Here is a 23710-nt window from a genome sequence, read left to right on the forward strand (position 1 = left end):
TCCCGCCATCGTAGCGGCTGACCGGGCGTGATCTTGAAGATGACGCCCGGCATCAGACATCCGATGAGTTCGGGGTGTATGACCAAGTCATCCAATGAATCGGGCGGATTACGGTGCTTTCGATCAGTTGTAACACCTCAGAAACCAAAGTCATCAAACGTTGCCCCTATGGTTATCGGACAATCCACTGCATAATCGACTCGGAGGAACGTCACTGTGGACACTCGCACCATCGCATGGCCCGCGCCGCTCACGCTCGGCGACGGCCGCCCGGCTGCTGCTGCCTGGACGCTGGATCCGACCAAGCGTCACATCAACCACGGTTCGTTCGGGGCCGTCCCGATCCTCGCTCAGGAGCATCAGCAGGAGCTGCGTCGCGAGATGGAGGCGGCGCCACTCACCTGGTTCCCCGCCCTGCCGGCCAAGGTCGGTGCGGCACGCATCGGGATCGCCGAGTTCCTCGGAGCGGCCGTCGACCAGCTCGCTCTCGTGCCCAACGCGAGCGCCGGCGCGAGCGTCGTGTTCTCGAGCCTGCCGGTGACGACCGGCCTCGAGATCGTGGTCACCGACCACGGCTACGGCGCTGTCACGATGGGGGCGGAGCGCCTCGCACGTCGATGGGGCGGCACGGTCCGCACCGCACGCGTCCCGCTCGACGCCGACGCGCAGACCGCGCACGACGCCGTCGTCGCCGAGTTCAGCGACCGCACCGCCCTCGTCGTGATGGACCAGATCACCTCGCCGACCGCGCGCCTGCTCCCCGTGCAGCGGATCGCCGCGACGGCCCGTGCCGCAGGCATCCCCACCCTCGTCGACGCCGCGCACGTCCCGGGCCTGTACGCGGACCCCATGGCCGACCTCGACTGCGACTTCTGGGTCGGTAACCTCCACAAGTTCGGTTGCGCCCCTCGAGGTGCCGCGGTGCTCGTCGCCCGCAGCCCCCTCGCGCAGGAGCTGTACCCGCTCATCGACTCCTGGGGCGCCCCGGCACCGTTCCCCGAGCGCTTCGACACCCAGGGCACGGTCGATGTGACGAGCTATCTCGCTGCGTCCACGTCGCTCGGCTTCATCGAGGAGACCTGGGGTTGGGACGCCGCACGCGCCTACATGACCGACCTCGCCGACTCTGCGGTCGAGGTCGTCGCCGACGCCGTCTCCGCGATCACCGGTGAGGACAGCCATGTCGACGTCGGCATGCCGGTCAACGCGCTCCGGCTCGTCAAGCTGCCCACCGGGCTCGCGACGAGCCATGCCACGGCCGACGGACTCCGCGACCGGGTGTCCGCCGAGCTCGGCATCGAGGGCGCGTTCACGAGTCTCGACGGCGTCGGCTACGTCCGACTGTCCACCCACGTCTACAACACCCCCGAGGACTTCGAGTACTTCGCCGAGCACGCCGTACCGGTGCTCGCGCGTTGGGCCGAGGCGGAGCGTGCGGCCACGAGCTGAGCACCCCGCGATCGTCCTACCCGAACAGATCGACCACCACACCACCCCCACCAGCACCACGCCACCCCCACCAGCACCACTCAAAGGAGAAGCGAGCATGAGGAAGTCACGTGCAACGGCCGCCATCGGCCTGTCCGTCGTCACCGGCCTCGCCCTGTCGGCCTGCGCCGGCGGAGCGAGCGACGGCACCGTCACCCTGCAGATGGTCGAGAGCCTGACCAATCCTGCTCGGACCGAGGTCCTGAAGTCGCTCATCGCCGACTTCGAGGCCGAGAACCCGAAGATCACGGTCGAACTGATCTCCCCGCCCACCGACCAGGCCGACCAGAAGATCACCCAGATGCTGCAGTCCGGCTCCGGGGTCGACGTGCTCGAGGTCCGCGACATCACCGTCGGCCCGTTCTCCACCAACGGCTGGCTCGACGACATGAGCGGCGAGCTCGAGGACTGGGCGGGCTGGGACGACCTCACCGACAACGCGACGAAGTACGCGAAGGGCGAGGACGGCAAGGTCTACTACGTGCCATACGGCTTCTACGGGCTGAGCCTCTTCTACCGCACCGACCTCGTGAAGGATGCCGGCTTCGACGGACCGCCCGCGAGCTGGGAGGACCTCCTCGAGCAGGCATCGGCCATCCAGGACCCGTCGAAGAACCAGTTCGGTTACGCCTTCCGTGGCGGTACCAACGCGAACAGCAACGTCGTCGCCGCCATCGAGGCGTACGTCGCCGACGACCTCGACACCGAGAACGCGTTCAAGCTGAAGAACGGCGACACGATCTTCTCCGCGCCCGAGGCGCTCGACGCGTTGAACACCTACTTCGACATCTTCGCGGAGGCCTCGCCGCCGTCGTCCGTCGCCTGGGGCTACCCCGAGATGGTCGAGGGCTTCTCCAACGGCTCGACCGCGTTCCTCCTGCAGGACCCCGAGGTCATCGCCACCGTCGAGCAGTCCGAGGCGATCACCGCTGAGCAGTGGAGCACCGCCCCGCTGCTGACGGGACCGACCGGTAAGGCCGCGCAGCCCATGGCGACCGCCGGCTGGGGGACCGCCGCATCGAGCGAGCACAAGGCCGAAGCGGCGAAGCTCATCGAGTTCCTCTCCGAGGACAAGCAGGCGACGACGTTCGCGCAGGAGAACAGCCTCGTCCCGATCGTGAAGAGCGCCGCCGAGAGCGACTTCTACAAGACCGGACCGTGGGCCAGCTACGTCACGATGAACGAGAACCCGGACACCTACCTGAGCGTCACGCAGCCGCGCGGCTCCTCGTGGTGGACCGAGTGGATTCAGAAGTCCGACTCCGAGATCCAGCAGGTCCTCATCGGACAGCTGACTCCGGAGCAGCTCCTCGAGGGCTGGGACGAGTACTGGACCGAGAAGTGGAAGAGCGAGTAGGGCCCTTCCATGACCACCACCACTGACGAGGCGGGTCGCGGGCAGCAGCTCGCGACCCCGACACCCCCGGCCGGTCCGTCGCGGACCGCCGGCGGGCATCGACGGCGAACCTTCACGGTGCGCCGCGGCTTCGGCCTCCTCGGATTCCTCGCACCCGCCTTCATCTTCGTCGCGATCTTCATCTACTACCCGATGATCGCCGGTTCGCAGATGGCGTTCCGCAACTGGAACCTCGCGAACCTCACCGACACGTCCTGGGTCGGCTTCGGCAACTTCCTCGCGGTGTTCGCCGATCCCGCCTTCGGGAAGGTCGTGTTGAACACGGTCGTCTGGGTGGTCGCCTCGATCGTCCCGCAGTTCGTCATCGGCTTCGGCATCGCCCTGTGGCTGCGCCGCAAGTTCCGGTTCCGTGGCCTCTACCAGGCGATGATCTTCTTCCCGTGGGCCATCTCCGGCTTCCTCATCGGCATCCTGTTCCGTTGGATGTTCAACAGCGAGTTCGGGGTCATCAACGACCTGCTCCAGAAGGTCGGCCTGATCGACACCCCGATCCCATGGCTCGCGGATCCGAACACCGCCATGTTCGCCGTAATCGTCGCGAACGTCTGGTACGGCGTGACCTTCTTCGCGATCATGATCCTCGCCGCCCTGCAGTCCGTGCCGGAGGACCTCTTCGAAGCCGCGGCACTCGACGGCGCAGGCAAGGCGCGCATGCTGTTCCAGATCACCATCCCGTACATCCGCACCACGCTCGCCCTGACGGTGCTGCTGCGCGTCATCTGGATCTTCAACTTCCCCGACATCATCTACGGCATGACCGGTGGTGGGCCCGCGAACCAGACCCACATCCTGACCACGTGGATGATCGCGACAACTCAGCGGGGCGACTACGGACGGGCGTCAGCGATCGGGCTCATCGTCGTCGCGATCCTGCTCGTGTTCACCGCGTTCTACCTCCTGTCCATGCGTGAGAAGAAGGTGAAGGCATGATCGACAAGGAGACCTCCCGCGCCAAGGCGGTCAAGTTCCTGTTCCTCGGGCTCTGGCTCGTCATCACGGTGTTCCCGCTGTACTGGATCGTCGTCACCTCGTTCAAGAAGCCCGGCGCGATCTTCTCCTACCCGCTGACGTACTGGCCGGAGGTGTTCTCGATCGAGAACTACCTCGGACTGTTCGCGAAGGCGCAGTTCGGGACGTACGTGGTGAACAGTCTGATCGTCGCGACCGTTGCCGCGGTGATCGCGACCTTCATCTCGATGCTGTCGGCGTACGTGTTGGCACGCTTCGAGTTCCGCAGTAAGGGCGCGATCCTGCTGGCCTTCCTGGCGACGCAGATGATCCCGTCGTTCATCGCCCTCGGGCCGCTGTACCTGCTGATGACGCAGCTGAAGCTCGTCGACAACCGGTTCGGGCTCATCCTGATCTACATCGCCGTGTGCATCCCGTTCTGCACGGTCATGCTGCGGGGCTTCTTCGAGAACATCCCCGACGCGCTCGAGGAGGCGGCCATGATCGACGGCTGCTCGCGGTTCGGCGCCCTGTTCCGGGTGCTCGTCCCGGTGCTGAAGCCCGGCATCGTCGCGGCGTTCATCTTCAACTTCGTGAACTGTTGGAACGAGCTGTTCCTCTCGGTGACACTCATCAACAGTGACGCGAACAAGACGATCCCGACGGCACTCAACGGCTTCATCACGAGCTACAACATCGACTGGGGTTCCATGTCGGCGGCCGCCGTGCTGACGATCATCCCGACGATGGTGCTGTTCGCCTTCGCGAGCCGGTACATCGTGCAGGGCCTGACCGCCGGAGCGGTGAAGGGCTGAGGATCGCCGCGCCGTCCGGGGTGTTCCGGACGGTTCAGTGTCCGCCCGCCCGCGAACGAACGGGCGGGCACTCTCTGCTGGGGCTGTCAGGTTACGCAAACGAACGCTGGGTAGCGTCGTGAGGTCATCAACCGAGGAGACCTCCCCATGAACTGTCCCATCGACGGCGCCCAGCTCGTCATGTCCGAGCGCAGCGGCATCGAGATCGACTACTGCCCGAGCTGCCGGGGCGTCTGGCTGGATCGCGGCGAGCTCGACAAGATCATCGACCGTTCGATGGCGCTGGCCCCGACCGCGCCTGCAGCCCCGAACCCGCCTGTGCATCCTGCCGCCGCGGCGGGCTTCCCCGGCCGTCCGGTGGCTCCGGGCTCTGGCGAGCAGCGCTACGGCGAGGATCGGTCCCGTGGCGGCTATGGTGACCGCGGGTACGGCGACGACCGCTCGCGGAAGCGGAAGAAGGACAACTGGCTCAGCGAACTCTTCGACTGATCCGGCCGCGGCACCGCCGCTGACGCGACTCCTCGATCCGGCGGGGTCCGGGGCTGCTCTCGTGAAGCTGGAAGCTCGCTGATAGTTAGCTTGTCTAGAGAACGGTTCATCGGCGTCCGGGAGGATGATGAACCATGTTCGGTTCGAAGCAGACGATGAAGTCCATTCGCTACGCACGCTATGGCGGCCCCGACGTGCTCGAGTACGTGGAGTCCGAGATCCCGCGTCCACGATGGGGAGAGGTCGTCGTCGACGTCCTCGCGAGCGGGATCAACCACATCGAGGCGTTCGTCCGCGAGGGGCACCTCGCCGAGACCGTACCGATCGACCTGCCCGCTGGGCAGGGGAGTGACTTCGCGGGCCTCGTCCGCGAGGTCGGTACCGGCGTCGAGGGCTGGAAACGCGGCGACGAGGTCATCGGTCACGCGGTGCGTGGTGCGCATGCGACGCACGTGGTCGTCCCGGCAGCCTCACTCGTCCGGAAGCCGAAGCGGGTGAGCTGGGAGGAGGCCGGAGGGCTGTACCTCGCGGGCATCACGGCGCTCGACACGCTCGACGGCCTGCATCTCGGGGCGGGGGACACGCTCGTCATCTCGGCTGCTGCCGGCGGGGTCGGCAACATCGAGGCGCAGTTGGCGAAGTTCGCAGGCGTGAAGGTGATCGGAACATGCGGCGAACGGAACCACGACTTCCTCCGCGAACAGGGCATCACCCCCGTCGTGTACGGCGACGGCATGGCTGCCCGGATCCGCAAGCTCGCACCGAACGGCGTGACGGCCTTCATCGACAACTTCGGGCAGGACGGGCAGGAGCTCGCGTTCGAACTCGGTGTCGAGCCGAACCGGTATCGCTCGAGCGAGGACCGGAAGGTGATCGAACTCGCGGCGCTCGCCCCCGATGAGGACTTCGCCGAGCACGCGACGAAGCAGCTGCAACGTCTGGCCGAGCTCACTGCGGATCACGCGCTGCACGTCGTCGTCTCGGCGTTCTACCCGTTCGACCTGCTGATCGACGCCTTCGAGGACCTCGAACGGTTGCATGCCCGGGGCAAGATCATCGTCGGTATGCGTCCGGCCAACCCCGAGAAGATCATCAAGCAGCGCGATCTCCACGACGCACGCCCCTGAGCCGCCTCGTCCCGACCCGACACCTGTCTGCTCTGTTGACTCCGTGGGCCAGCGCGGTGCGCTGGACCGAGCGCGCCTGATGAGCCCCGGCCGCGGGGCATCGGCGCGAGCGCGGGCCTCCGGAGACCCGCCCTCGCGCCGGAGGGGCGCGCTGCGTCGAGCGCACCGCGCTGGCTGCGGCCCCGACGGGTGGGTTAGACGGCGGGTGTTGCGTAGGTGTGGGTGCCGGGGCCGACCTCGACCTCGGGGACGCCGGGAAGCGCGACGATGGCGGTCGCCCCGAACGGTACCGTCACCGACGTGGACATCACGCTGTCGGCGATCGACCAGTCGATGGAGGCCTCGCCGTACGGGGTCAGGTGCGTCGCACCCGCCGAGGTGAGGCCACCTCCGGGACGCGGTTCGAACCGGATCGATCGATAGCCCGGAGCCGCTGGCGCGAGACCGGCGACGACCCGATGCAGCCAGTCGGAGACAGCACCCAGCGCGTAGTGGTTGAAGCTCGTCATGTCGCCCGGATTCACCGTGCCGTCCGGCAGCATGCTGTCCCACCGCTCCCAGATCGTCGTCGCGCCCATCGACACCGGGTACAACCACGACGGATTGCCGCCCTGGAGCAACTGCAGGTACGCCTCGACGAGGTTGCCGCCGCGGGTGAGCGCGTCGGAGACGACGGGGGTGCCTGCGAACCCGGTCGCGATGTGCCCGTTCGATTCGCGCACGAGCTCCGCCAGGCGAGCATCGCCGAGCGCGCGGCTGCGGGCATCCGGGTACAGCTCGAGCATGGAGATGAGCGAATACGCCGTCTGCGTGTCGCTCGTCGCGCGGCCGTCCGGCAGCAGGTACCGGGCGACGAACCGCTCGCGCACCTCAGCCGCGAGCTCGGTGTAGCGCGCGGCGTCGTCGGTCTCGCCGAGCAGCCGGGCGATGGCGGCGAGCCGACCGGCGGAGAAGGCGAAGTAGGCGGTCGCCACGAGGTCGGGTGCGGTGAGCGCCTCGAAGGGCTTGTCAGCGGGCGCGGCCGGGTCGAGCCAATCGCCGAGCTGCATCGAGTTGTCGACGATTCGGCTCGGACCGGTCGCCGCCTCCACCTCCTGGAGCCAGGCCACCGCGCTCGTGTACTGCCGCCGGAGCACCCCGACATCGCCGGTGCGCTGGTGCAGTACGTCCGGCGTCAGCACGGCTGCATCGCCCCAGACGGCCATCGGCTGCTTGACCTGCTCGCCCCAGAACCCGAGGGCGATGTACGGCACGAAGACCGGAACGGTGCCGAGGGCGCGTTGTTCCGCCTCGACATCCTGCAACCACGAGCCGAGGAACCCGGACACGTCGTAGAGGAATGACGCCGTCGGTGCGAAGACCTGGATGTCTCCAGTCCATCCGAGTCGTTCGTCGCGCTGCGGGCAGTCGGTCGGAAGGTCGACGAAGTTCCCCCGCAGGCTCCAGACCGTGTTCTCGTGCAGGCGGTTCACCGGGGCGTTCGAACTGCGGAACCAGCCGCGTCGCTCCATGTCCGAGTGGTACACCCGCGAGACGACGTCGCCCTCGGTGAGCTCGTCCGGCCAGTTGTCGACCTCGGCATACCGGTAACCGTGGATGGTGAAGCGCGGTTCCCATTCGATCGGTCCGCCTCCGCTGACGAGCACGTCGGTCGCAGCCGCCTGACGCAGCGTGCGCGTGTACAGCTCGCCGTCCTGCAGGGCCTCGGCATGACGCAGGGTGACGGTGTGGCCCGCTGGTGCGTCGAGCCGGAGCCGCAGCCGACCAGAGTGGTTCTGCCCGAAGTCGAGCACGTACCGGCCGCCGCCCTTCGAAACGACCTCGATCGGCGCGATCTCCTCGATGGCACGCACCGGTGGCCCCATGGGAGTGACGAGGACCGAGGCGTCCACGTCGATCGTGCGGACAGGCGTCCAGCCGGCCGTGTCGAAGCCGACCGTCGACCAGGAGGGGTCGTGGAGCCGGGCGTCGAACGACTCGCCGTCGTAGAGCCCGGTGATCGTGATGGGACCGAACCCTGCCGACCACGACGCGTCGCTCGCGATGACCGTGCGCTCGCCGTCAGCGTTCGTGACCTCGAGCTGCACGAGGGCGGACAGGTCGTCCCCGTACACGTTCCGCTCGCCGCCCTCGAATCCGATGCGTCCGCGATACCAGCCGTCGCCCAGCCAGACGCCGATGGCGTTCGTGCCGACGACGAGGTGTTCGGTGACGTCGAACGCCGCGTACCGCAGCCGATGGTCGTAGCTCGTCCACCCGGGGGTGAGTGCTTCATCGCCGACGCGTTCGCCGTTGAGTTCTGCCTCGGCGACGCCGTGCGCCGTGAGGTAGAGCCGCGCTGAGCGGACGCCCGCCGGGACGTCGAACTCGGCGCGGACACGGCTCGGGCGGCGGTCGGTGTCCCGATCCTCGGGCCAGGCGGCGCCGACGAAGGATGCCTGCCAGTCGTGCGCGTCGAGCAGGCCGAGCTCTGCCCTCGCCGGCGCGCTCCACTCGCCCCAGCCTCCTCCGTCGTCGACGGCGACGCGGACTCGGACACGCTCCCGCGAGGCCAGGGTGCGACCTGGCCAGGGCACGAGGACCTGTTCTCCGCCGGCCGTGCCGACCACCTCGTGCAGGCTGACCTCGGGATCGCCTCCCGGCCGGTCGATGGAGACCTCGACGCGGTACGCCTGCTGCGTGTATCCAGCCTCTGCCGACGTCACGCGCCAGGACAGCCGCGGTGTGGGCTCGCCGATTCCGAGTCGGCCGTCCTCGTGGTGTTCGATGCGCGGGCGGGTGGGCGTGGGCGAGGTGGTCATGTAGTGGTCCTGTTCTCTGCGTCGTTGCGGGGACGAGGGTGCGACTGGATGGTGCGAGGTCGTGGATCAGTGCCGAGGTCTGACGCCCTGGTCGAGTCCGTCCGGAACGGCGGCGGTGGCATCGGCCGATGTGGGGATGGAGGTGGTGGTCGGTGCTCGCTTGATCCGAGCCAACCACAGGATGCCGATGAGGCTCGATGCGATCGTGGTCGTGATGAGGAATGCGAACAGCGCCTGCGGTCCACCGAGGATGATCTGCGGCGTGACGAGTGCGATCGCCGTGGCCACGAGGCGCGTGAAGGCGATCGTGATGCCCTGGGCGCTCGAGCGGAACGCCGTCGGGAACAGCTCCTGAGACCACACCTTGTACATCGGCTCACCGGCGAGTGCGCCGCCGATCGAGTAGAGGATCGACATCAGTACGAGCGTCCAGCTCACGACTCCCAGGCTTGCGGGAACGGCGAACGCGGCGACGGAGATCGCCGACGCGACGATGAACGCTGGCATGCGGTACCTGGTGTCGACGATGCGCATGGTGATGAAGGTCCCACCGAAACTGAACGCGAAGGCGATGAGGTTGAACGTCGACGCGGTCGAGACGTCGACACCGGCGACGTTGACGTACAGGTACGTGCTGAACTGCCCGTTGGTGTTCGCGGCGATGTTCGCGATCGCGTAGAACAGCCCGGTGCCGATGAGCGGCACGACGTAGCGCGAGGTGAAGAGGCTCTTCAAGGACCCGAAGGTCTCGCCGGTCGCGATGCTCTCGGTGCGCGCCTGGGTCCATTCCTTCGATTCCGGGAGGCCGGTGCGCAGGATGAGGACGATGATCGCGACGATGAAGAGGAACCCGTACAGGATGCGGGCGCCGAGGGCGCCGAGGCCGCCGGCGAAGATGCCGATGAGGATCACCGCGAACACTCCGGTCATCCAGAGGACGTGCGAGAAGGTGATCATCTTCCCGCGCTGTCCCTCGGGGGCGCTCTCGGCGATCATCGCCATGGAGACGGGCAGGTCTGCGCCGGCAGCGAAGCCCAGCATGAGGATGCCGACGTAGATCATCGGCGTCGTCACGGCCAGTGCCAGGACGAGTGCGCCGAGCGCGAAGAGGATCATGGTGACTGTGAACACGCGGCGGCGCCCGTAGCGGTCGCCGAGTCGCCCGCCGGTGAACGCACCGACGGCGATCATGACCGTGAGGAGCGCGGAGAGCTGACCGATCTCGACCGGCCCGAGCGCGAACTTCTCTTGGTAGAGCACGAGGGCGGTGGAGGTTCCGGCGATCGCGCCGGCGTCGAGGAAGGATGCCATTCCCGCGACGGTTGTGACGAACCAGGGGCTCCTGGTGCGCTGGGCAAGGGGGGATGCTGACACGTCTTGACTCTCCTATGAATCGTTTCATCTGACCGCGTCGTCAGTGACGTCGCTACGCATCGATGGGGTTCGGGAAGGGGATCCCGGTGATGAAAACCGAGTGTAGTTCGGCATTACGGTTTCCGCAATTCGCCTGCGGCCAGCGCACCGCGCTGACCGGTCCCGCGGGTCACTGGCGCGAGCGCTGCCTTCTGGAGACCCGCGCTCGCGCCAATCGGGTGCGCTCGGTCCAGCGCACCGCGCTGGCAGCAGGGTGGGCAGCAGGGCAGGGCAGGGGCAGGCGGGTCAGTTGAGGATGAGGCCCAGGACGGTGGCTCCGCCGGCACCGAGCACCAGGGCGATCACGAGCACCCAAGCGATCAAGCGCTGACGCCGCTTACGCTGTTCGCCCCACTCGGCCAGTTCGCGGTCTTCGCTCATGGGAGCCAGCCTATCCGTTCACGATTCCCGACGTCTCCGACCGGAGCGACCCTGGTCAGGCGAGGGCCGACGTTCGCACCGGAGCCAGCGCCGGAGCGAGCGCCGGAGCGAGCGCTTTCACCGAGGTCGTGCGCGCACGCGCGACGGCGAACGTGGTCGCCGCGAGCGAACCGACAAGCCAGGCGACGAGCCCGACCACTCCGGCTGCCGCGCCGGTGTCCCCGATCGCGATCGATTGCAGCCCCCCGAGGGCCGGGGCGATCGGGAGGAAGGTGAGCAGCTGATCGAGCACCGGCGGCGTGGTCGCGATGATCCCGGTCGCGAGTCCGACGAGCGCGACGATCATCGAGACGAACCGCCCGGCACCGCCGAACAGTGCGGTGAGTGCCTGGTTGGCGGCGGCGAACGTCGCACCCGCCAAGACGGCGATCCCGGCGAAGCCGAGCCAGCCTGCCGCGTCGAGGTCCAGGAGCGGCGCGGTGATCACGGCGACGAGCAGCCCCTGCAGCATGCCCACGGCGCCGGCCGGGACGAACGCGCCGAGCGCGAGCCGCAGCGAAGACCGGGTCGACCCGAACGTGCGCACCGGTACCGGCCGCAGCACGAGGAAGCTGGCGAGTGCGCCCAACCACAGGGCGAGCACCGCGTAGAACGGCGCACTGTTGGCACCGAAGGAGACCGTCGTCGCATCGCCTGCCGACACCGGATCGGCGACGACGTCGGCGAGGGTCTGGCGGTCCGCCGAGGTGTAGCTCGGCAAACCGTCCACCGCCGTCTGCAGGCCGGAGGCGAGCGAGGTGATGCCGCCCGACAGCGTTCCAGCGCCGGCCGAGAGCGTGGTCGCACCGGCCGCGAGCTGCGTGGTCCCGGCGGAGGCCTGCGTTGCTCCGTCGGCGAGCGACGCTGCGCCGGTCGCGAGCTGGGCCGTGCCGGCGGAGGCCTGCGTTGCTCCGTCTGCGAGTGACGCGGCACCCGCGGCGACCTGAGCCGCTGCTGCGTTGATCTGGGCGATACCCTCGACGAGCGTCGGCATCTGAGCCGAGAACGTCGCGGCTCCCGCAGCGAGCTCGGTCAGGCCGCCTGTACCCGGCCGCCCGGTTCCGTCGCCGCTGCCGATCCCGACGACGGTGTACGCAGCGACCGCGAGCCGGCCACAGAAGTCTGCACCGGAGACGGCCGGGTCGCAGTCCGCGAGGATCTCGAGGAGTTCGGCGCCCTGGGCGTCGACGGCGGTCTTGACCGCGGAGACGCCGGTGGAGAGTCCGTTCGCACCGGCGACGAGCCCTGGATTGCCCGCCGTTCCGTCGCCCTGCGTCCCTGCGTACAGCGCCGATGTCCCGTCGCTGATCCGCGTCGTCCCGTCGCTCAGCTGCGCTGCACCGTCCGCCAGCTGCGCCGCGCCGCCGGCGAGAGCGCTCGTCCCGTCGCTCAGCTGCGTGGCTCCGTCGGCGAGTTGTTTCGCGCCGTCGCCGAGCTGCGTCGTCCCGTTCGCGAGGTCTTGCGCGCCCTGAGCGAGCGAGAGCCCTCCGGCGGCGAGCTGCGTCGCGCCGTCGGCGGCCTCGCCGAGCTGATCGTTCAGGGTGTTGAAGCCCACGTAGACGTTCTCGAGGTAGGTGGTCGTCAGCTGTCGGCCGAGCAGGGTCGCGGCCGTCTGCGTGATCGTCTGCGTGATGGCGTCGTCGACGAGTTTGCTGCGGTCGCTCGTCGTGACGTCGAGGCGGGCCCGCTCGGCGTCGGTCGCGTCGCCGGAGAACGAGGTCGCTGCGGCGGAGAAGTTCTCCGGGATGGTGACGACCGCGGTGTACGAACCGTCGGCGAGGCCGGCCTTCGCATCCGAGGCATCGGTGATGACCCAGGTGTAGTTGATCTGCTGATCGCCGTCGACGAGGCCGGCGGAGAGCTGTCGACCGAGCGGCACCGTCTGGCCGTCGATCTCGACCGGCTCGTCGTTGTTGACGATCGCCGCGGTCACCTGGCCGAGCCGGTCCGCGGGGTTCCACAACGCCCAGACCAGGCCGCCCGCGATGACGAGCGGCACCAGGATCAGGCCGATGATCGACACGAGGGTGACGCGCTTGGAGGAGCGGGCACGCTCCAGTCGGTTGAGGATGGTGCTCATGCGTCGACCTGCGTTTCTGCGATGGCGGGGGATGCGGCGGTGGTGGGGGACGGCTCCGCGATGAGCCGGGTGGCCTGGTTCGTGGCGTCGAGATCGAGGACCTCCGGGGAGGATGTCGGGAGGACGTCCGCGAGGGACGCGGCGTCGTCCGTGCCGATGACGACTGTGAGTGGACGGCCGGCCCGCTCGGCCCCTCGGGTGGCCGTCACGAGGCGTTCGTAGACCGTGCGCCTCGTCGCTTCGTCCGGGACGGTGTCGACGCCGTCGAGCACGACGATCGCCGGGCGTTCGGCGAGGGCGGCGGTGAGCGTCTCTGTCGGGTCGCCGTGGTCGAGTCGGACGTACGCGACTCGTGAGCGGACGGCTCCGGCGCGGACGGGGAGCACCATCCCGGCGACCTTGAGGCGTCCTGCGTCGGGTTCCAGACGTCCGGCGAGCGTGAGGAGGAGCGCGGTGACCTCGATCGGCCGCGCACCCTGTACGGCGAGGACGCCTCCCGCGGCGACCGTCGTCTCCACCTCGGCGTAGAGCGCACCGTCCGGCCCGTCGAGGACGAGTCCGGAGGCCGCGATCGCGACGTCTTTCCCGGCGCGCCAGTCGCGCAGCGCCAGCTCGTGCTGCAGGCCTTCGCCCTCCACGTCGAACGACGGCAGCAGGCGGTCGAGCCACTTCGGCATGTACCAGGCGCGGTCGCCGAGGAGGGCGAGGACGGCAGGGACGAGTGTCATCCGGACGATGAAGGCGTCGACGAACACGCCGACGGCGAGGCCGAGTGCGATGGGTTTGATGTTCGTGTCGCCCTCGGGGACGAACGCGGCGAACACCGCGAACATGATGATCGCTGCGGCGGTCACGACCTTGGCCGAACCGAGGAAGCCTGTCTCGATCGACCGCCTCGCGAGCTTCGTGTGGACGTAGTCCTCCCGCATCCGAGAGACGAGGAACACCTCGTAGTCCATGGCGAGACCGAACAGCACGCCCATGAGGATGATCGGCATGAAGCTGATCACCGGCCCGGTCCGGGCGACGTGCAGTGCCTCGGCGAACACTCCGTGCTCGAACACGAGGGCGACGACGCCGAACGACGCCGCGACCGACAGCAGGTACCCGAGCGTGGCCTTGACCGGCACCCAGATGGAGCGGAACACCATGGTGAGGAGGATGAGCGACAGGCCGACGACGATGAGACCGAATGGCAGGAGCGCCCCGCCGAGCCGGTCGGAGATGTCGATGCCGATCGCGGTGAAGCCGGTGACCTGGAGGTCCACGTCGTACTCGTCGAGGAAGTACTGGTGCAGGCCGCGGATCTCGGCGACCAGGTCCTTGGTCTCCTGCGAATCGGGGCTGCCGGTCGGGATGACCTGGATGATGCCGGTGTCAGCGGTGGCGTTCGGCGTGGCGAGCGGGACTGCAGCGACACCGTCGAGACCCTCGATCTCGGTCTTCAGCTCGGCCATGAGCCCCAGCGGATCCGTACTGCCGACGATGCTGCCGGTGACGATGAGCGGACCGTTGAACCCCTCGCCGAAGTGCTCCGACACGAGGTCGTAGGTGGTGCGTGCGCCGTCGCCCTCGGGGAGCGAGCCGGCGTCGGGCAGTGCCAGGCGGAGCGAGAGCGCAGGTATCGCGAGCGCGCCGAGGACGGCGACGACGGCGATGATGGTGACGATCGGGAGCCGGGTCACACCGCGCACCCAGCCGAGGAAGAAGCGGTTGCCGTGCGCGGCTGCGTGCCCCTCGACAGGCTCGGGGGTCGGCTCTGGGACCGGGGTCTGCTCGGGGGCCGGGGCCTCCCGTGCATCGCGTTCCGCCCGACGCCCGGCGCGACGCGGCTTCGGGCGCAGGCGCTCGCCGGCGAAGCCGAGCATGGCGGGGATGAGGGTGAGGGAGATCAGGACGGCGACCGCGACGCCGACGGCCGCGGCGACGCCCATGGTCGTGAGGAACGGGATGTTCGCGACGGCGAGGCCCAGCAGGGCGATGATGACCGTGAGCCCGGCGAAGATGACCGCGGACCCGGCGGTGGCGGTCGCGCGCGCAGTCGACTCCTCGGGGTCGAGACCCTGCCGGAGTTGGTCCTGGTGTCTGGAGATGATGAACAGCGCGTAGTCGATACCGACCGCGAGACCGAGCATGAGCGCGAGCATCGGGGTGGTCGACGAGATCGGCCCGAAGATCGTCGCGACGAAAATGAGTGCCATGGAGATCGCGACTCCGAGGAGCGCCGTGATGAGCGGCATCCCCGCCGCGAGGAACGACCCGAAGGTCAGGACCAGGACGACGAGGGCGACGACGACGCCGACCAGTTCGACGATGCTGAGCGCGGGCAGACTGTTGCTGAAGAGCTCGCCGCCGAGCGACGACTGCGCGCCGCTCGGGAGGTCGTCGGCCAGTCGGGTGGCGACCTCCTCGACGTCGGAGACGGTGCTGGCCGAGGTGTCGGTCATGGCACCGTCGAACTGGATGGAGATGAGTGCAGCCTGCCGGTCGTCGGAGACCGCTCCGGTGATGTCCTCGTCGAACGGCGAGACGGCCTGCTGGACCTGCGCGATGTCGCCGAGGCTCGCGACCGCGTCGTCGATGGCCGTGCGGGTCGCGCCGTCCTCCACGCTGTCGCCCGTCGGCGCGACCACGATGAGCTGGGCCGACGCCCCGCTCACCTGCGGGAAGGTGTGGTTCAGGGTGTCGAGTGCTTCCTGCGACTCGGTGCCCGGGATCGAGAACGCGTTGTCGGTGCCCTGGTTGAAGAGCAATGCGCCACCCCCGGCGAGCGCGAGGACGGCGATCCAGAGGATCAGCACGAGCTTGCGGGCGCGGAACGCCCACCGGCCGAGGGTGTAGAGCAGTGAGGACACGCGTCGCTCCTTGAAGGATGTCGGGCTCGCTGCGGGCAGACGGGCCGACCATGTGAGAACGGACAGAATCGATACAGCGATGTATCCGATACATGACTGTATTGGATACAGTGGTGTATCGCCAAGGTGGTTCCCAGGGCTTTCAGTAAGGTGTCAGGATGCGCGTTCGAGAAGAGACCGACGTCGACAACGACGACGGACCGGTCGAGTCGGTTAGGCGCCAGCGCACCCGCGAGCGGCTCATCGACTCCGCCTACGAGGTTTTCGCCGAGTACGGTGTCCACGCGGCGTCCGTCGAGCAGATCAGTGAGCGGGCCGGATTCACCCGCGGCGCCTTCTACTCCAACTTCGATTCGAAGGAGGAGCTGTTCTTCGCCCTCGAGTCGCGCGAGAACGCACTGCGCCTCGACCGCCTCGAGACCGGCCTGCAGTCGATCACACCCTCGCTCATCGACGCCGAAGGCAACTACACGGACGGCTCGCTCGAAGCCCTCATCCTCGCCTTCCTCGACCTCCAGCCCGACGATCGCCGCTGGTGCCTCGTCCAGTCCGAGTTCCGGATGCTCGCGATGCGGAATGCCGTGGCCGCCGCGCGGTATCTCGAGCACCAGGAGGGCGCCGGGCGGCAGCTCGCGGCCTGGCTCGATCAGGCCGCCGCTCTCGCCCACCTGCGCTTCACGATCCCGACTCCGGACGTCGCGCACATCGTCGTCGCGCTCTACGAATCGGCCATCCAGACGGCGGTGCTCATGGACCCGGACGGCGACGACGGCTCTCCACGGGACCTCGCGATGCGCACGCTGCCGGCGATCGTGAACGCGCTCACGGAGTCGATCGCCCGCTAGCGAGACCCCGGCGCCCGCCGGTGCCTGGCGGTGCTCAGCTCCGCAGTGCGAGCCGGGTCTGGGAGTGCGCGACGCCGGCGTCCTGCTTGAGGCGACGCAGGAACCGGTCGAGGTCTGCGGAATCCTGGACCCAGAGGTGCACGAGCGAGTCGTAGGGGCCGGTCAGGTGCACGGCGTCGTCGACCTGTCTGATCGCCGACAGCTGCGTCAGGAACGTCTCGTGGTCGGTGCCAGGAGCCAGCCTGATGTCGATGAAGACCTCCAGTCCGCCGCGGCCGGGCAGCTCGTCCTCCGCGAGGCGGGCGGTGTAGCCGAGGATGATCCCGGTCTGTTCGAGCTTGCGGACGCGTGCTGCTGCGGCGTTCGTGCTGAGCCCGATGGTCCGTCCCAGTGCGCTGAAGGAAATCCTCGCGTGATCGCGGAGGATGCCGAGGATTTGTTCGTCCAGCTCGTCCATGCCGCACACTCTACTGCCGCGACGGCGAATCCGGCAGTGGATCTTTCGTCGCGCGGCACACTCGTGGGCATGGAATCCATCAGTCCCTCCGTGCTCGCCGTCGGTGCCGCGGGGATGGCCGCCGGAGTGGCGATCGCCCTCCCGCTCGGCGCTGTCGGCGTACTCGTGATCCGTCGTGGCGTCGTGGCGGGTTGGCGTCCGGCAGCGGCGGCCGCGGGAGGCGTCGCGCTCGTCGACACGGTGTACTGCGCGCTCGCCGTCCTGCTCGGCGCATCGATCGCTCCGGTGATCGATGCGTGGGGTGCTTGGCCGCGCATCGTCGGGGGAGTCGTACTCATCGTGCTCGGCGCGCGATCACTGCTGCGAGCCGTGCGACCGACGCCCCGGGTGGTCCTTGCAGCGCCCGGAGTGGACGGAGCCCTGATCACGGCTCGACGCAGCCTCGCGGAGTTCGTCGGGCTCACGGCGATCAACCCGTTGACGCTGCTGTACTTCGCAGGTGTCGCCGCGGCGCTGGGTGGTGCGCTCGGCAATCCGATCGACGCGCTCGTGTTCACCGCCGGCGTCGGTCTCGCGTCGCTCGGCTGGCAGCTCGTGCTCGCGGCGGTCGGCTCACATCTCGGCCGGGGTCTCGGCCCGCGCGGAGTCCTCGGATTGTCGATCGCGGGCGCCGGCATCGTGCTCGTGCTCGGCATCGCCGCCCTGGCGACGGCCGTACCGGACGTCTGGGACGTCGGCACGGCCGTCTGAGGGCGCGTCAGCCGCTGAGGGCGGAAGTCGGCGGGGTGCGAGCGGCCCGGATCGCCGGGTAGAGACCCGCGATCGCGCCGATCACGAGTGTCGCACCGACTCCCGCGAGCAACACCTCGGGCGGGACGGCCGTCGGCCAGTCGTTCAGGCCGGCGACGACGCTGGTCACGCCCGTCCCGATGATGGCGCCGGCGATCCCGCCCAGGGCGGAGAGCAGCAGTGCCTCCGTCAGGAACTGAGACCGGATGTGGCCCCTCGTCGCTCCCAGCGCACGGCGCAGGCCGATCTCGCGCCGCCGCTCCAGCACCGAGATCACCATGGTGTTGGCCACGCCGATCCCGCCCACGAGGAGTGCGACGGAACCGAGTCCGAGCAGCAGGCCGGTGAACGCCTGGTCCGCAGCGTTCTTGGCGGCGAGTGCGTCGGACGGTCGTGACACACTGACCTCTTCCGGCGCCGACGGGTTCACGGTGCGGGGGAGCAACGCGCGCACGTCGGCGACGCTCTCCTCGGTCGACCGTTCGTAGACGATCGTCGGCTTCCCGTTGAAGCCGAACCGGTCGGTCGCGACCGCCGCCCCGATCATGGCGCTCGTGTCGAGCTCCGGAGCGAGCGGCACGGGATCGAGGATGCCGACGACCGTGAACTGCTGCTCACCGAGCCAGATGATTGAACCGATGGAGACGATGCCGAGGCGCTCGGCGGCCTTCGACCCGAGCACGACGGTCGGGTAGCCGGCGGTGGCGGCGTTCAGCCAGTCACCGGCCGCGAGCGTGCCGCCCACGACGTCGAGCAGCCCCTCGGTGACGACCTCGACCCCCAGGCCACCACTTTGCGCCGGGTCGATGAGGCTGCTGCGGTACACCGCGAGACCTTCCAGGACGGCCGTCGATCCGGCCTGCTCGACGCCGTCGATGAGACCGACCTTCCCCACCGTGTTCTCCGGCAGTGCGGCGTCCTGTCCGAAGAGGTTCTTCCCCGCCTGCACGGTCAGGAGGTTCGTCCCGAGTTCGGCGAGCTGAGCGTTGAGTTTCGCCTGGCTCGACGAGGAGATGCCGACGACGGCGATCATCGCGGCGATGCCGATCGCGATGCCCAGGGCGGAGAGGATCGCCCTGGTGGGGCGTGCCCGGAGCCCGGTCGTGCCGAGATGCAGGACGTCACGACCGAGGAGACGTGACCGGCGCTCGCTCCCGGTGGTGTCGCGCAGCATGTCCGCATTGCGAACCGTACGTGCAGTGCCCATCAGACAGCCCGCCCGGAATCGCTCACGACGAGACCGTCTCGGATGGACACCTGTCGCGGCAGCCGCTGAGCGAGCTCGGCGTCGTGCGTGATGACGACGACGGTCGTCCCCCCACGGTGCAGCTCGTGCAGGAGTTCCACGATGCTCGCGCCGGAGACGGAGTCGAGGTTACCCGTCGGCTCGTCAGCGAGGAGCAATGGAGGATTGCCGACCACCGCACGCGCGATCGCGACCCGCTGGCGTTCACCGCCCGAGAGTTGCGAAGGGCGATGGTCGAGGCGATGCGCGAGCCCGACCCGCTCGAGCGCGAGGACCGCGCGCCGACGTCGCTCGGACCGAGGCACACCGGTGTAGATGAGTCCGTCCGCGACGTTGTCGACTGCGCTGATGCCGTCCGCGAGATGGAACTGCTGGAACACGAAGCCGATCCGGTAGGCCCGAAGTGCCGACAGCCGGGCATCCGACAGGCGTCCGACATCCGCCCCGGCGATGCGGGCGGTCCCGCTCGTCGGCCGGTCGAGCGTACCGATGAGGTTCAGCATCGTCGACTTCCCCGAACCGCTCGGGCCGACGATCGCCACGAACTCGCCCTCGTCGATCACGAGGTCGACCCCGGCGAGCGCGAGCGTCGGTGGTTCGCCGTACTCGCGGGTCACGGCGTCCAGGTGCACGATCGGTTCTGTCTCCGTCCGCGCCGGAACGGGCTGTATCGTCACGAGGTCGGTCATGATGCAGGCACCACGACATCGAGTCCTGCACGGATGCCGTCGCCCGAGATCTCCACCCGACCGTCTGCGAAGAGCCCGGTGGTGACCGGGACCTTCGCGTGCTTGCCCTTCGCATCGACCGTCTCGACGCCGAAGGTCTCATCGTCCAGGGCGATGAGGGCTTCCACCGGAACCGACAGCACGTTCTCGCGCTGCTCCGTCGGGAAGCCGACCGTGACCGTCGCCTGTTGCAGCTCGGCCACAGCGGCCGGGTCATCGACCGCGATGCCGACCGGTACGGTGACCGACTTCTGCCCGTTCGACTCCTGTTCCGTGGGGACGCCGACGTCGGTGATCGTCCCGGTCGTCGTTGCGCCGCCGGGAAGCCGCACCTGGACCTGCGTGCCGACGACGCCGAGGCGCTGGTCGGCGAGCTTCAGTTGCACTTGGATACGCTTCACGAGCGAGGAGACCGTCACGATCGCGGGTCCGGCCGCCGTCCCGACCGCGGTCTCGACGGTCGCGATCCGGACGTCGCCCGGGAGGAACACGACGGAGCCGAGTTCGAGTCGTCCCGTCTGCTCGACGCCGAGCGCTTTCTGCCAGCGCTCGATCGCGCGCTCGGTCGACGAGGCGAACTCCTCATCGGGTTCGCGGTCGAAGTAACCGAGGGCTGCGAGGCTCTGTTCGAGCTGCAGCACGTCGGGTCCGTCGCTCATGCCGGGCGCGAATGCGCGCCAGGCCGGCAGCGTTCCGTGAAGGAGCACCACTGGGACGTTGTCGACCGAGTACAGGGTGCCGCCGAGCGACACTGTGCTCCCGGGGGTGGGCGTGGCGGTCACGATCCCGGCCCCGCCGCCGATGGTGCGCTGGTCGGCGTAGTCGAGGGTGCCGCTGACCTGCGTGGTTCCGGAGAGGTTCCCTGCCGTGATCGGTGTGGTGCCCGTACGGATGCTGCTGCGCAGGTCCTCCTGGCTCGTGTCGGTGCCGCCCGCGAACGCGAATGCGGCCGCGGTGCCCCCGCCAGCGACGAGGAGCGCGCCGACGCAGACGCTGGCGATGATGAGTCGTCGTCTCGTGATCATCGGGTGACCGTGGCGCCGCCGCTGGTCATACCGGCTGGCAGGCCGCAGGCCTCGAGGACGTCTTCAGGGACGTCCGCGGGGATGGTCATGCCTTGTCCCTTGACGGGGTCGGGCGTGTCGATGCCGTTCTCGCGGAAGCACTCGGCCATCTTGAGCTGCTCCTCGAAGAACTCGGCCTCGGTCTTCGTCCCTTCGGGAGGTGCCGGCGGCTCGCCGAGGCGTTCGATACAGGTGTCGGACGCGGTCTGGAAGGCTTCGGCGTTCTCCTCGTCGATCCTCAACGCTGCGCTCGAGCCGTCCTTGCCGGGGTCGGGCATGTCGACGCCCTCGCCTCGCATGCAGGAGGCGAAGTCGACCTGCCAGTCCTCGAAGGTCTGTTCCGCGCCGGACGATGACTTCGGGTCCGGCGTGTTCCCGCTGCACGCGGCGAGGGAGCCGACGAGGAGCGGGAGGGCGAGCAGGACGGCGAACCGGGCGGCGGTGCGACGGCGTGGCCGGGTGGTGGTGGTGGTGAACACGATGACTCCTCGGTGCTGCTGGTCGGGGTGAGAGCTGATGCGATCAGTCCAGTGGGTTCGCCGTTAACCGGTCGTCAATGAAAACGCAGACGTTTTGTTAACGTGGTTCACCGGTTCTCTCCAGCGGACGTTCGGGATCCTCCCCGCTCGCATCAGTACGCTTCGGCCGTCACCGGGTCCCGGACGGCGGCAGAGGTCGACGTTCTTTACGACGTGGTTACCTGTGCTGTGCTGTGCTGGACCGGTACACCGTCGTGGTCGCTCGACCCGGCCCATCGAGAGGGAGACATGCGCGTCCTGGTTGCTGAGGATGAGATCTATCTGGCTGAGGCGATCCGCGCCGGCCTCAGGCAGGAGGCGATCGCCGCCGACCTCGTCCACGACGGCGATGCCGCGCTGGAAGCACTCACGATCACGGACTACGACGTGATCCTGCTCGATCGCGACCTGCCGGGTACCCATGGCGACGAGGTGTGCCGGACCGTCGTGGCCGAGCACCCGGGTGTGCGCGTCATGATGCTCACGGCGGCGAGGCGCCTCGACGACACGATCTCCGGCCTCGGACTCGGCGCCGACGACTACCTCGTGAAGCCGTTCGAGTTTCCTGAACTGGTCGCGAGGCTGCGCGCCCTCGTCCGACGCACGGCCGACGGCCGGCCGCCCGTCCTCGAGCGGGCGGGCGTGAAGCTCGATCCGTTCCGTCGGGAGGTGTACCGCGACGGCGCCTACGTGAAGCTCTCGCGGAAGGAGTTCGCGGTGCTCGAGCAGCTCATGCTCGCCGGTGGGGGTGTGGTCAGCGCCGAGACCCTGCTCGAGAAGGCCTGGGACGAGAACGTGGACCCCTTCACGAACACGATCCGGGTGACCATCTCGAACTTGCGCCGTCGCCTCGGCTCTCCATGGGTCATCACGACCGTCGCGGGTTCCGGCTACCGCATCGAGGGCGACTGATGGCCGCGCGCGTCGATGCGGCAGGTCTCCTCGCCCGGCCGAATCGGCTGACGGTCCGCACGCGACTCACGCTCACCTATGCGGCGCTCTTCACGGGCGCGGGTGCGGTCATGATCGCGCTCATCTACGTCTTCATGCGCTACGTGCCGACGTACGCCATCACGGCCGTCCGGGCCACGTCGGCGGGCGTGGTGCCAGCAGCCACCGAACCCTTGGGCTACGCCACGTCGCCGGACGGAAGCGCGTCGTTCCAGAGGACGGAGGGGCTGACCTCAGCGTCTGGGTCTGCGGCTCTCGTGGTCTCCGATCAGAACGACATCCTCAACACACTGCTCATCTGGTCCCTCATCGTCCTCGTCGTCCTCGCCGGCGTCAGCGCCTGGGTCGGCTGGATCCTGTCGGGCAGGCTGCTGCGACCCCTGCACGAGATCAACCTCGCCGCTCAGCGCGCGGCGACGGGTACCTTCGACCATCGGGTCGCGCTCTCCGGTCCGCGTGACGAGATCACCGAACTCTCCGACACCTTCGACCACATGCTCGAGCGCTTGGGTCGGTCCTTCCGGGCACATCAACGGTTCGCTGCGAACGCGTCGCATGAGCTGCGCACGCCGCTCGCGACGACCCAGGCGATGCTCGACGTGGCAGCGCACACCGACCACCTCGACGATGAGGCGACGCAGCTGCTGATCTCGCGCCTGCGCGAGACGAACACCCGCAGCATCCTGACGGTCGAGGCCATGCTGGATCTTGCCGACGCCGACCGGCTCGACGTCGTCGGTGTCCCGGTGGATCTCGCCCTCATCGTCGAGGAGGCTGTCGATCAACTCGAGCCCGAGCGGCGGTCTCGCGGCATCGAGCTGACGAGCGAGCTGCGGAGTACCCTGGTGGCCGGTGACGCGGCGCTGCTGTCACAGGTGGTCGTGAACCTGCTGGGCAATGCGATCCGCCACAATCACGACGACGGAACGATCTCCGTGCACCTCCGGCAGGCCGGCGGTCCAGCCGGCGGAGGCGCGGTGCTCGTCGTCGAGAATACTGGACCGGTCATCGAGCACGAGGTCGTCCCACGGCTCACGGAGCCGTTCTATCGGGACCGTGGACGGGTGTCGACGGGGGCGGACGGTTCCAGAGGGCTCGGGCTCGCGATCGTCGACGGCATCGTCGCGGCGCACGCCGGTGAGCTGGAACTCCGGCCGCGAGCCGGTGGAGGGCTGCGGGCGACGGTGTCGTTCGCCCGCGTGGAGCGCTGAGGACGGACAGGCCGAAGAACGGGCCGTGTCGATGCTTCATGGCCACGG

Annotated in this window: 20 protein-coding genes; 10 read left to right on the plus strand and 10 right to left on the minus strand. The window is 68.6% G+C overall.

The genetic code is table 11. From position 1 onward, the window contains the following. Positions 1 to 216: 216 nt before the first annotated feature. The 6 genes from ABMA10_RS06495 to ABMA10_RS06520 all read left to right on the plus strand — a co-directional run bounded on the left by ABMA10_RS06495 (position 217) and on the right by ABMA10_RS06520 (position 6284). Positions 217 to 1449, plus strand: coding sequence for an aminotransferase class V-fold PLP-dependent enzyme (locus tag ABMA10_RS06495; RefSeq protein WP_347868428.1), 1233 nt, complete (start codon positions 217 to 219; stop codon positions 1447 to 1449). 97 nt (positions 1450 to 1546) lie between these two features. Next, complete coding sequence (locus ABMA10_RS06500) at positions 1547 to 2845, plus strand: ABC transporter substrate-binding protein (RefSeq protein WP_347868429.1); 1299 nt, start codon at positions 1547 to 1549, stop codon at positions 2843 to 2845. A 9-nt stretch (positions 2846 to 2854) separates the two neighbouring features. Beyond that, positions 2855 to 3835 (plus strand): carbohydrate ABC transporter permease, encoded by a 981-nt coding sequence (locus tag ABMA10_RS06505; protein WP_347868430.1) that lies wholly within the window; start codon positions 2855 to 2857, stop codon positions 3833 to 3835. Continuing rightward, positions 3832 to 4668 (plus strand): carbohydrate ABC transporter permease, encoded by an 837-nt coding sequence (locus ABMA10_RS06510; protein ID WP_347868431.1) that lies wholly within the window; start codon positions 3832 to 3834, stop codon positions 4666 to 4668. The genes ABMA10_RS06505 and ABMA10_RS06510 overlap by 4 nt, the downstream gene beginning before the upstream one ends. Positions 4669 to 4815: 147 nt before the next feature. After that, the gene (locus tag ABMA10_RS06515) at positions 4816 to 5157 is read left to right on the plus strand and encodes a zf-TFIIB domain-containing protein (protein ID WP_347868432.1); all 342 of its coding nucleotides are present in this window, start codon (positions 4816 to 4818) and stop codon (positions 5155 to 5157) included. A 134-nt stretch (positions 5158 to 5291) separates the two neighbouring features. Beyond that, the gene (locus ABMA10_RS06520; RefSeq protein WP_347868433.1) at positions 5292 to 6284 is read left to right on the plus strand and encodes an NADP-dependent oxidoreductase; all 993 of its coding nucleotides are present in this window, start codon (positions 5292 to 5294) and stop codon (positions 6282 to 6284) included. A gap of 194 nt (positions 6285 to 6478) precedes the next feature. Here ABMA10_RS06520 and ABMA10_RS06525 read toward each other — a convergent pair whose 3' ends face one another. The 5 genes from ABMA10_RS06525 to ABMA10_RS06545 all read right to left on the minus strand — a co-directional run bounded on the left by ABMA10_RS06525 (position 6479) and on the right by ABMA10_RS06545 (position 15853). Next, entirely contained in the window at positions 6479 to 9085 is a 2607-nt protein-coding gene (locus tag ABMA10_RS06525; protein ID WP_431031308.1) for a family 78 glycoside hydrolase catalytic domain, read from the minus strand. Between the two features lie 66 nt (positions 9086 to 9151). Further along, positions 9152 to 10459, minus strand: a complete 1308-nt coding sequence (locus ABMA10_RS06530; RefSeq protein WP_431031309.1) for an MFS transporter — start codon at positions 10457 to 10459, stop codon at positions 9152 to 9154. A 285-nt stretch (positions 10460 to 10744) separates the two neighbouring features. After that, complete coding sequence (locus tag ABMA10_RS06535; protein ID WP_347868436.1) at positions 10745 to 10879, minus strand: hypothetical protein; 135 nt, start codon at positions 10877 to 10879, stop codon at positions 10745 to 10747. Between the two features lie 55 nt (positions 10880 to 10934). Further along, positions 10935 to 12998, minus strand: coding sequence for a YhgE/Pip family protein (locus tag ABMA10_RS06540; RefSeq protein ID WP_431031310.1), 2064 nt, complete (start codon positions 12996 to 12998; stop codon positions 10935 to 10937). Beyond that, complete coding sequence (locus ABMA10_RS06545) at positions 12995 to 15853, minus strand: MMPL family transporter (protein ID WP_347868438.1); 2859 nt, start codon at positions 15851 to 15853, stop codon at positions 12995 to 12997. The genes ABMA10_RS06540 and ABMA10_RS06545 overlap by 4 nt, the downstream gene beginning before the upstream one ends. Before the next feature lie 158 nt (positions 15854 to 16011). On the opposite strand from ABMA10_RS06545, the gene ABMA10_RS06550 reads away from it, so the two are divergent. Further along, a complete protein-coding gene (locus tag ABMA10_RS06550) occupies positions 16012 to 16698 on the plus strand; it encodes a TetR/AcrR family transcriptional regulator (protein WP_431031311.1) in 687 nt (228 codons plus the stop codon). 34 nt (positions 16699 to 16732) lie between these two features. Here ABMA10_RS06550 and ABMA10_RS06555 read toward each other — a convergent pair whose 3' ends face one another. Then, positions 16733 to 17155 carry an Lrp/AsnC family transcriptional regulator gene (locus ABMA10_RS06555; RefSeq protein WP_347868440.1) on the minus strand — a complete coding sequence of 141 codons (423 nt, stop codon included), beginning with the start codon at positions 17153 to 17155 and terminating at the stop codon, positions 16733 to 16735. Positions 17156 to 17224: 69 nt separating this feature from the next. On the opposite strand from ABMA10_RS06555, the gene ABMA10_RS06560 reads away from it, so the two are divergent. Further along, positions 17225 to 17905: a LysE family transporter gene (locus tag ABMA10_RS06560; RefSeq protein ID WP_347868441.1), complete on the plus strand. Its 681-nt coding sequence runs from the start codon at positions 17225 to 17227 to the stop codon at positions 17903 to 17905. Between the two features lie 7 nt (positions 17906 to 17912). On the opposite strand, the gene ABMA10_RS06565 is transcribed toward ABMA10_RS06560, so the two are convergent. The 4 genes from ABMA10_RS06565 to ABMA10_RS06580 are packed head-to-tail and all read right to left on the minus strand — an operon-like array spanning position 17913 to position 21461. After that, positions 17913 to 19118: an ABC transporter permease gene (locus ABMA10_RS06565; RefSeq protein ID WP_431031312.1), complete on the minus strand. Its 1206-nt coding sequence runs from the start codon at positions 19116 to 19118 to the stop codon at positions 17913 to 17915. Between the two features lie 32 nt (positions 19119 to 19150). Beyond that, positions 19151 to 19879: an ABC transporter ATP-binding protein gene (locus ABMA10_RS06570; protein WP_347868443.1), complete on the minus strand. Its 729-nt coding sequence runs from the start codon at positions 19877 to 19879 to the stop codon at positions 19151 to 19153. Next, entirely contained in the window at positions 19876 to 20943 is a 1068-nt protein-coding gene (locus ABMA10_RS06575; RefSeq protein ID WP_347868444.1) for a peptidoglycan-binding protein, read from the minus strand. The genes ABMA10_RS06570 and ABMA10_RS06575 overlap by 4 nt, the downstream gene beginning before the upstream one ends. Next, on the minus strand, positions 20940 to 21461 hold the full coding sequence (locus ABMA10_RS06580) for a hypothetical protein (RefSeq protein ID WP_431031313.1): 522 nt from the start codon (positions 21459 to 21461) through the stop codon (positions 20940 to 20942). Before ABMA10_RS06580 ends, ABMA10_RS06575 begins: the two co-directional genes overlap by 4 nt. A gap of 288 nt (positions 21462 to 21749) precedes the next feature. Between ABMA10_RS06580 and ABMA10_RS06585 the strand changes: the two genes are divergently transcribed. Both ABMA10_RS06585 and ABMA10_RS06590 read left to right on the plus strand, forming a co-directional pair. Then, positions 21750 to 22412 (plus strand): response regulator transcription factor, encoded by a 663-nt coding sequence (locus ABMA10_RS06585; RefSeq protein WP_347868446.1) that lies wholly within the window; start codon positions 21750 to 21752, stop codon positions 22410 to 22412. Further along, entirely contained in the window at positions 22412 to 23662 is a 1251-nt protein-coding gene (locus ABMA10_RS06590) for a sensor histidine kinase (RefSeq protein WP_347868447.1), read from the plus strand. The genes ABMA10_RS06585 and ABMA10_RS06590 overlap by 1 nt, the downstream gene beginning before the upstream one ends. The last annotated feature ends 48 nt before the right edge of the window (positions 23663 to 23710 follow it).

Origin of the sequence: Plantibacter sp. RU18, from assembly GCF_050613355.1 — a bacterium.
GTDB lineage: Bacteria > Actinomycetota > Actinomycetes > Actinomycetales > Microbacteriaceae > Plantibacter.

Bases quoted from the DNA above. Each gene is read 5' to 3' on its own strand.
- ABMA10_RS06555 (WP_347868440.1), bottom strand. From the start codon at position 17,155: ATGGACGAGCTGGACGAACAAATCCTCGGCATCCTCCGCGATCACGCG.
- ABMA10_RS06540 (WP_431031310.1), bottom strand. From the start codon at position 12,998: ATGAGCACCATCCTCAACCGACTGGAGCGTGCCCGCTCCTCCAAGCGC.
- ABMA10_RS06535 (WP_347868436.1), bottom strand. From the start codon at position 10,879: ATGAGCGAAGACCGCGAACTGGCCGAGTGGGGCGAACAGCGTAAGCGG.
- ABMA10_RS06575 (WP_347868444.1), bottom strand. From the start codon at position 20,943: ATGATCACGAGACGACGACTCATCATCGCCAGCGTCTGCGTCGGCGCG.
- ABMA10_RS06570 (WP_347868443.1), bottom strand. From the start codon at position 19,879: ATGACCGACCTCGTGACGATACAGCCCGTTCCGGCGCGGACGGAGACA.
- ABMA10_RS06550 (WP_431031311.1), top strand. From the start codon at position 16,012: ATGCGCGTTCGAGAAGAGACCGACGTCGACAACGACGACGGACCGGTC.
- ABMA10_RS06525 (WP_431031308.1), bottom strand. From the start codon at position 9,085: ATGACCACCTCGCCCACGCCCACCCGCCCGCGCATCGAACACCACGAG.
- ABMA10_RS06565 (WP_431031312.1), bottom strand. From the start codon at position 19,118: ATGCTGCGCGACACCACCGGGAGCGAGCGCCGGTCACGTCTCCTCGGT.
- ABMA10_RS06590 (WP_347868447.1), top strand. From the start codon at position 22,412: ATGGCCGCGCGCGTCGATGCGGCAGGTCTCCTCGCCCGGCCGAATCGG.
- ABMA10_RS06515 (WP_347868432.1), top strand. From the start codon at position 4,816: ATGAACTGTCCCATCGACGGCGCCCAGCTCGTCATGTCCGAGCGCAGC.
- ABMA10_RS06500 (WP_347868429.1), top strand. From the start codon at position 1,547: ATGAGGAAGTCACGTGCAACGGCCGCCATCGGCCTGTCCGTCGTCACC.
- ABMA10_RS06510 (WP_347868431.1), top strand. From the start codon at position 3,832: ATGATCGACAAGGAGACCTCCCGCGCCAAGGCGGTCAAGTTCCTGTTC.
- ABMA10_RS06505 (WP_347868430.1), top strand. From the start codon at position 2,855: ATGACCACCACCACTGACGAGGCGGGTCGCGGGCAGCAGCTCGCGACC.
- ABMA10_RS06585 (WP_347868446.1), top strand. From the start codon at position 21,750: ATGCGCGTCCTGGTTGCTGAGGATGAGATCTATCTGGCTGAGGCGATC.
- ABMA10_RS06520 (WP_347868433.1), top strand. From the start codon at position 5,292: ATGTTCGGTTCGAAGCAGACGATGAAGTCCATTCGCTACGCACGCTAT.
- ABMA10_RS06560 (WP_347868441.1), top strand. From the start codon at position 17,225: ATGGAATCCATCAGTCCCTCCGTGCTCGCCGTCGGTGCCGCGGGGATG.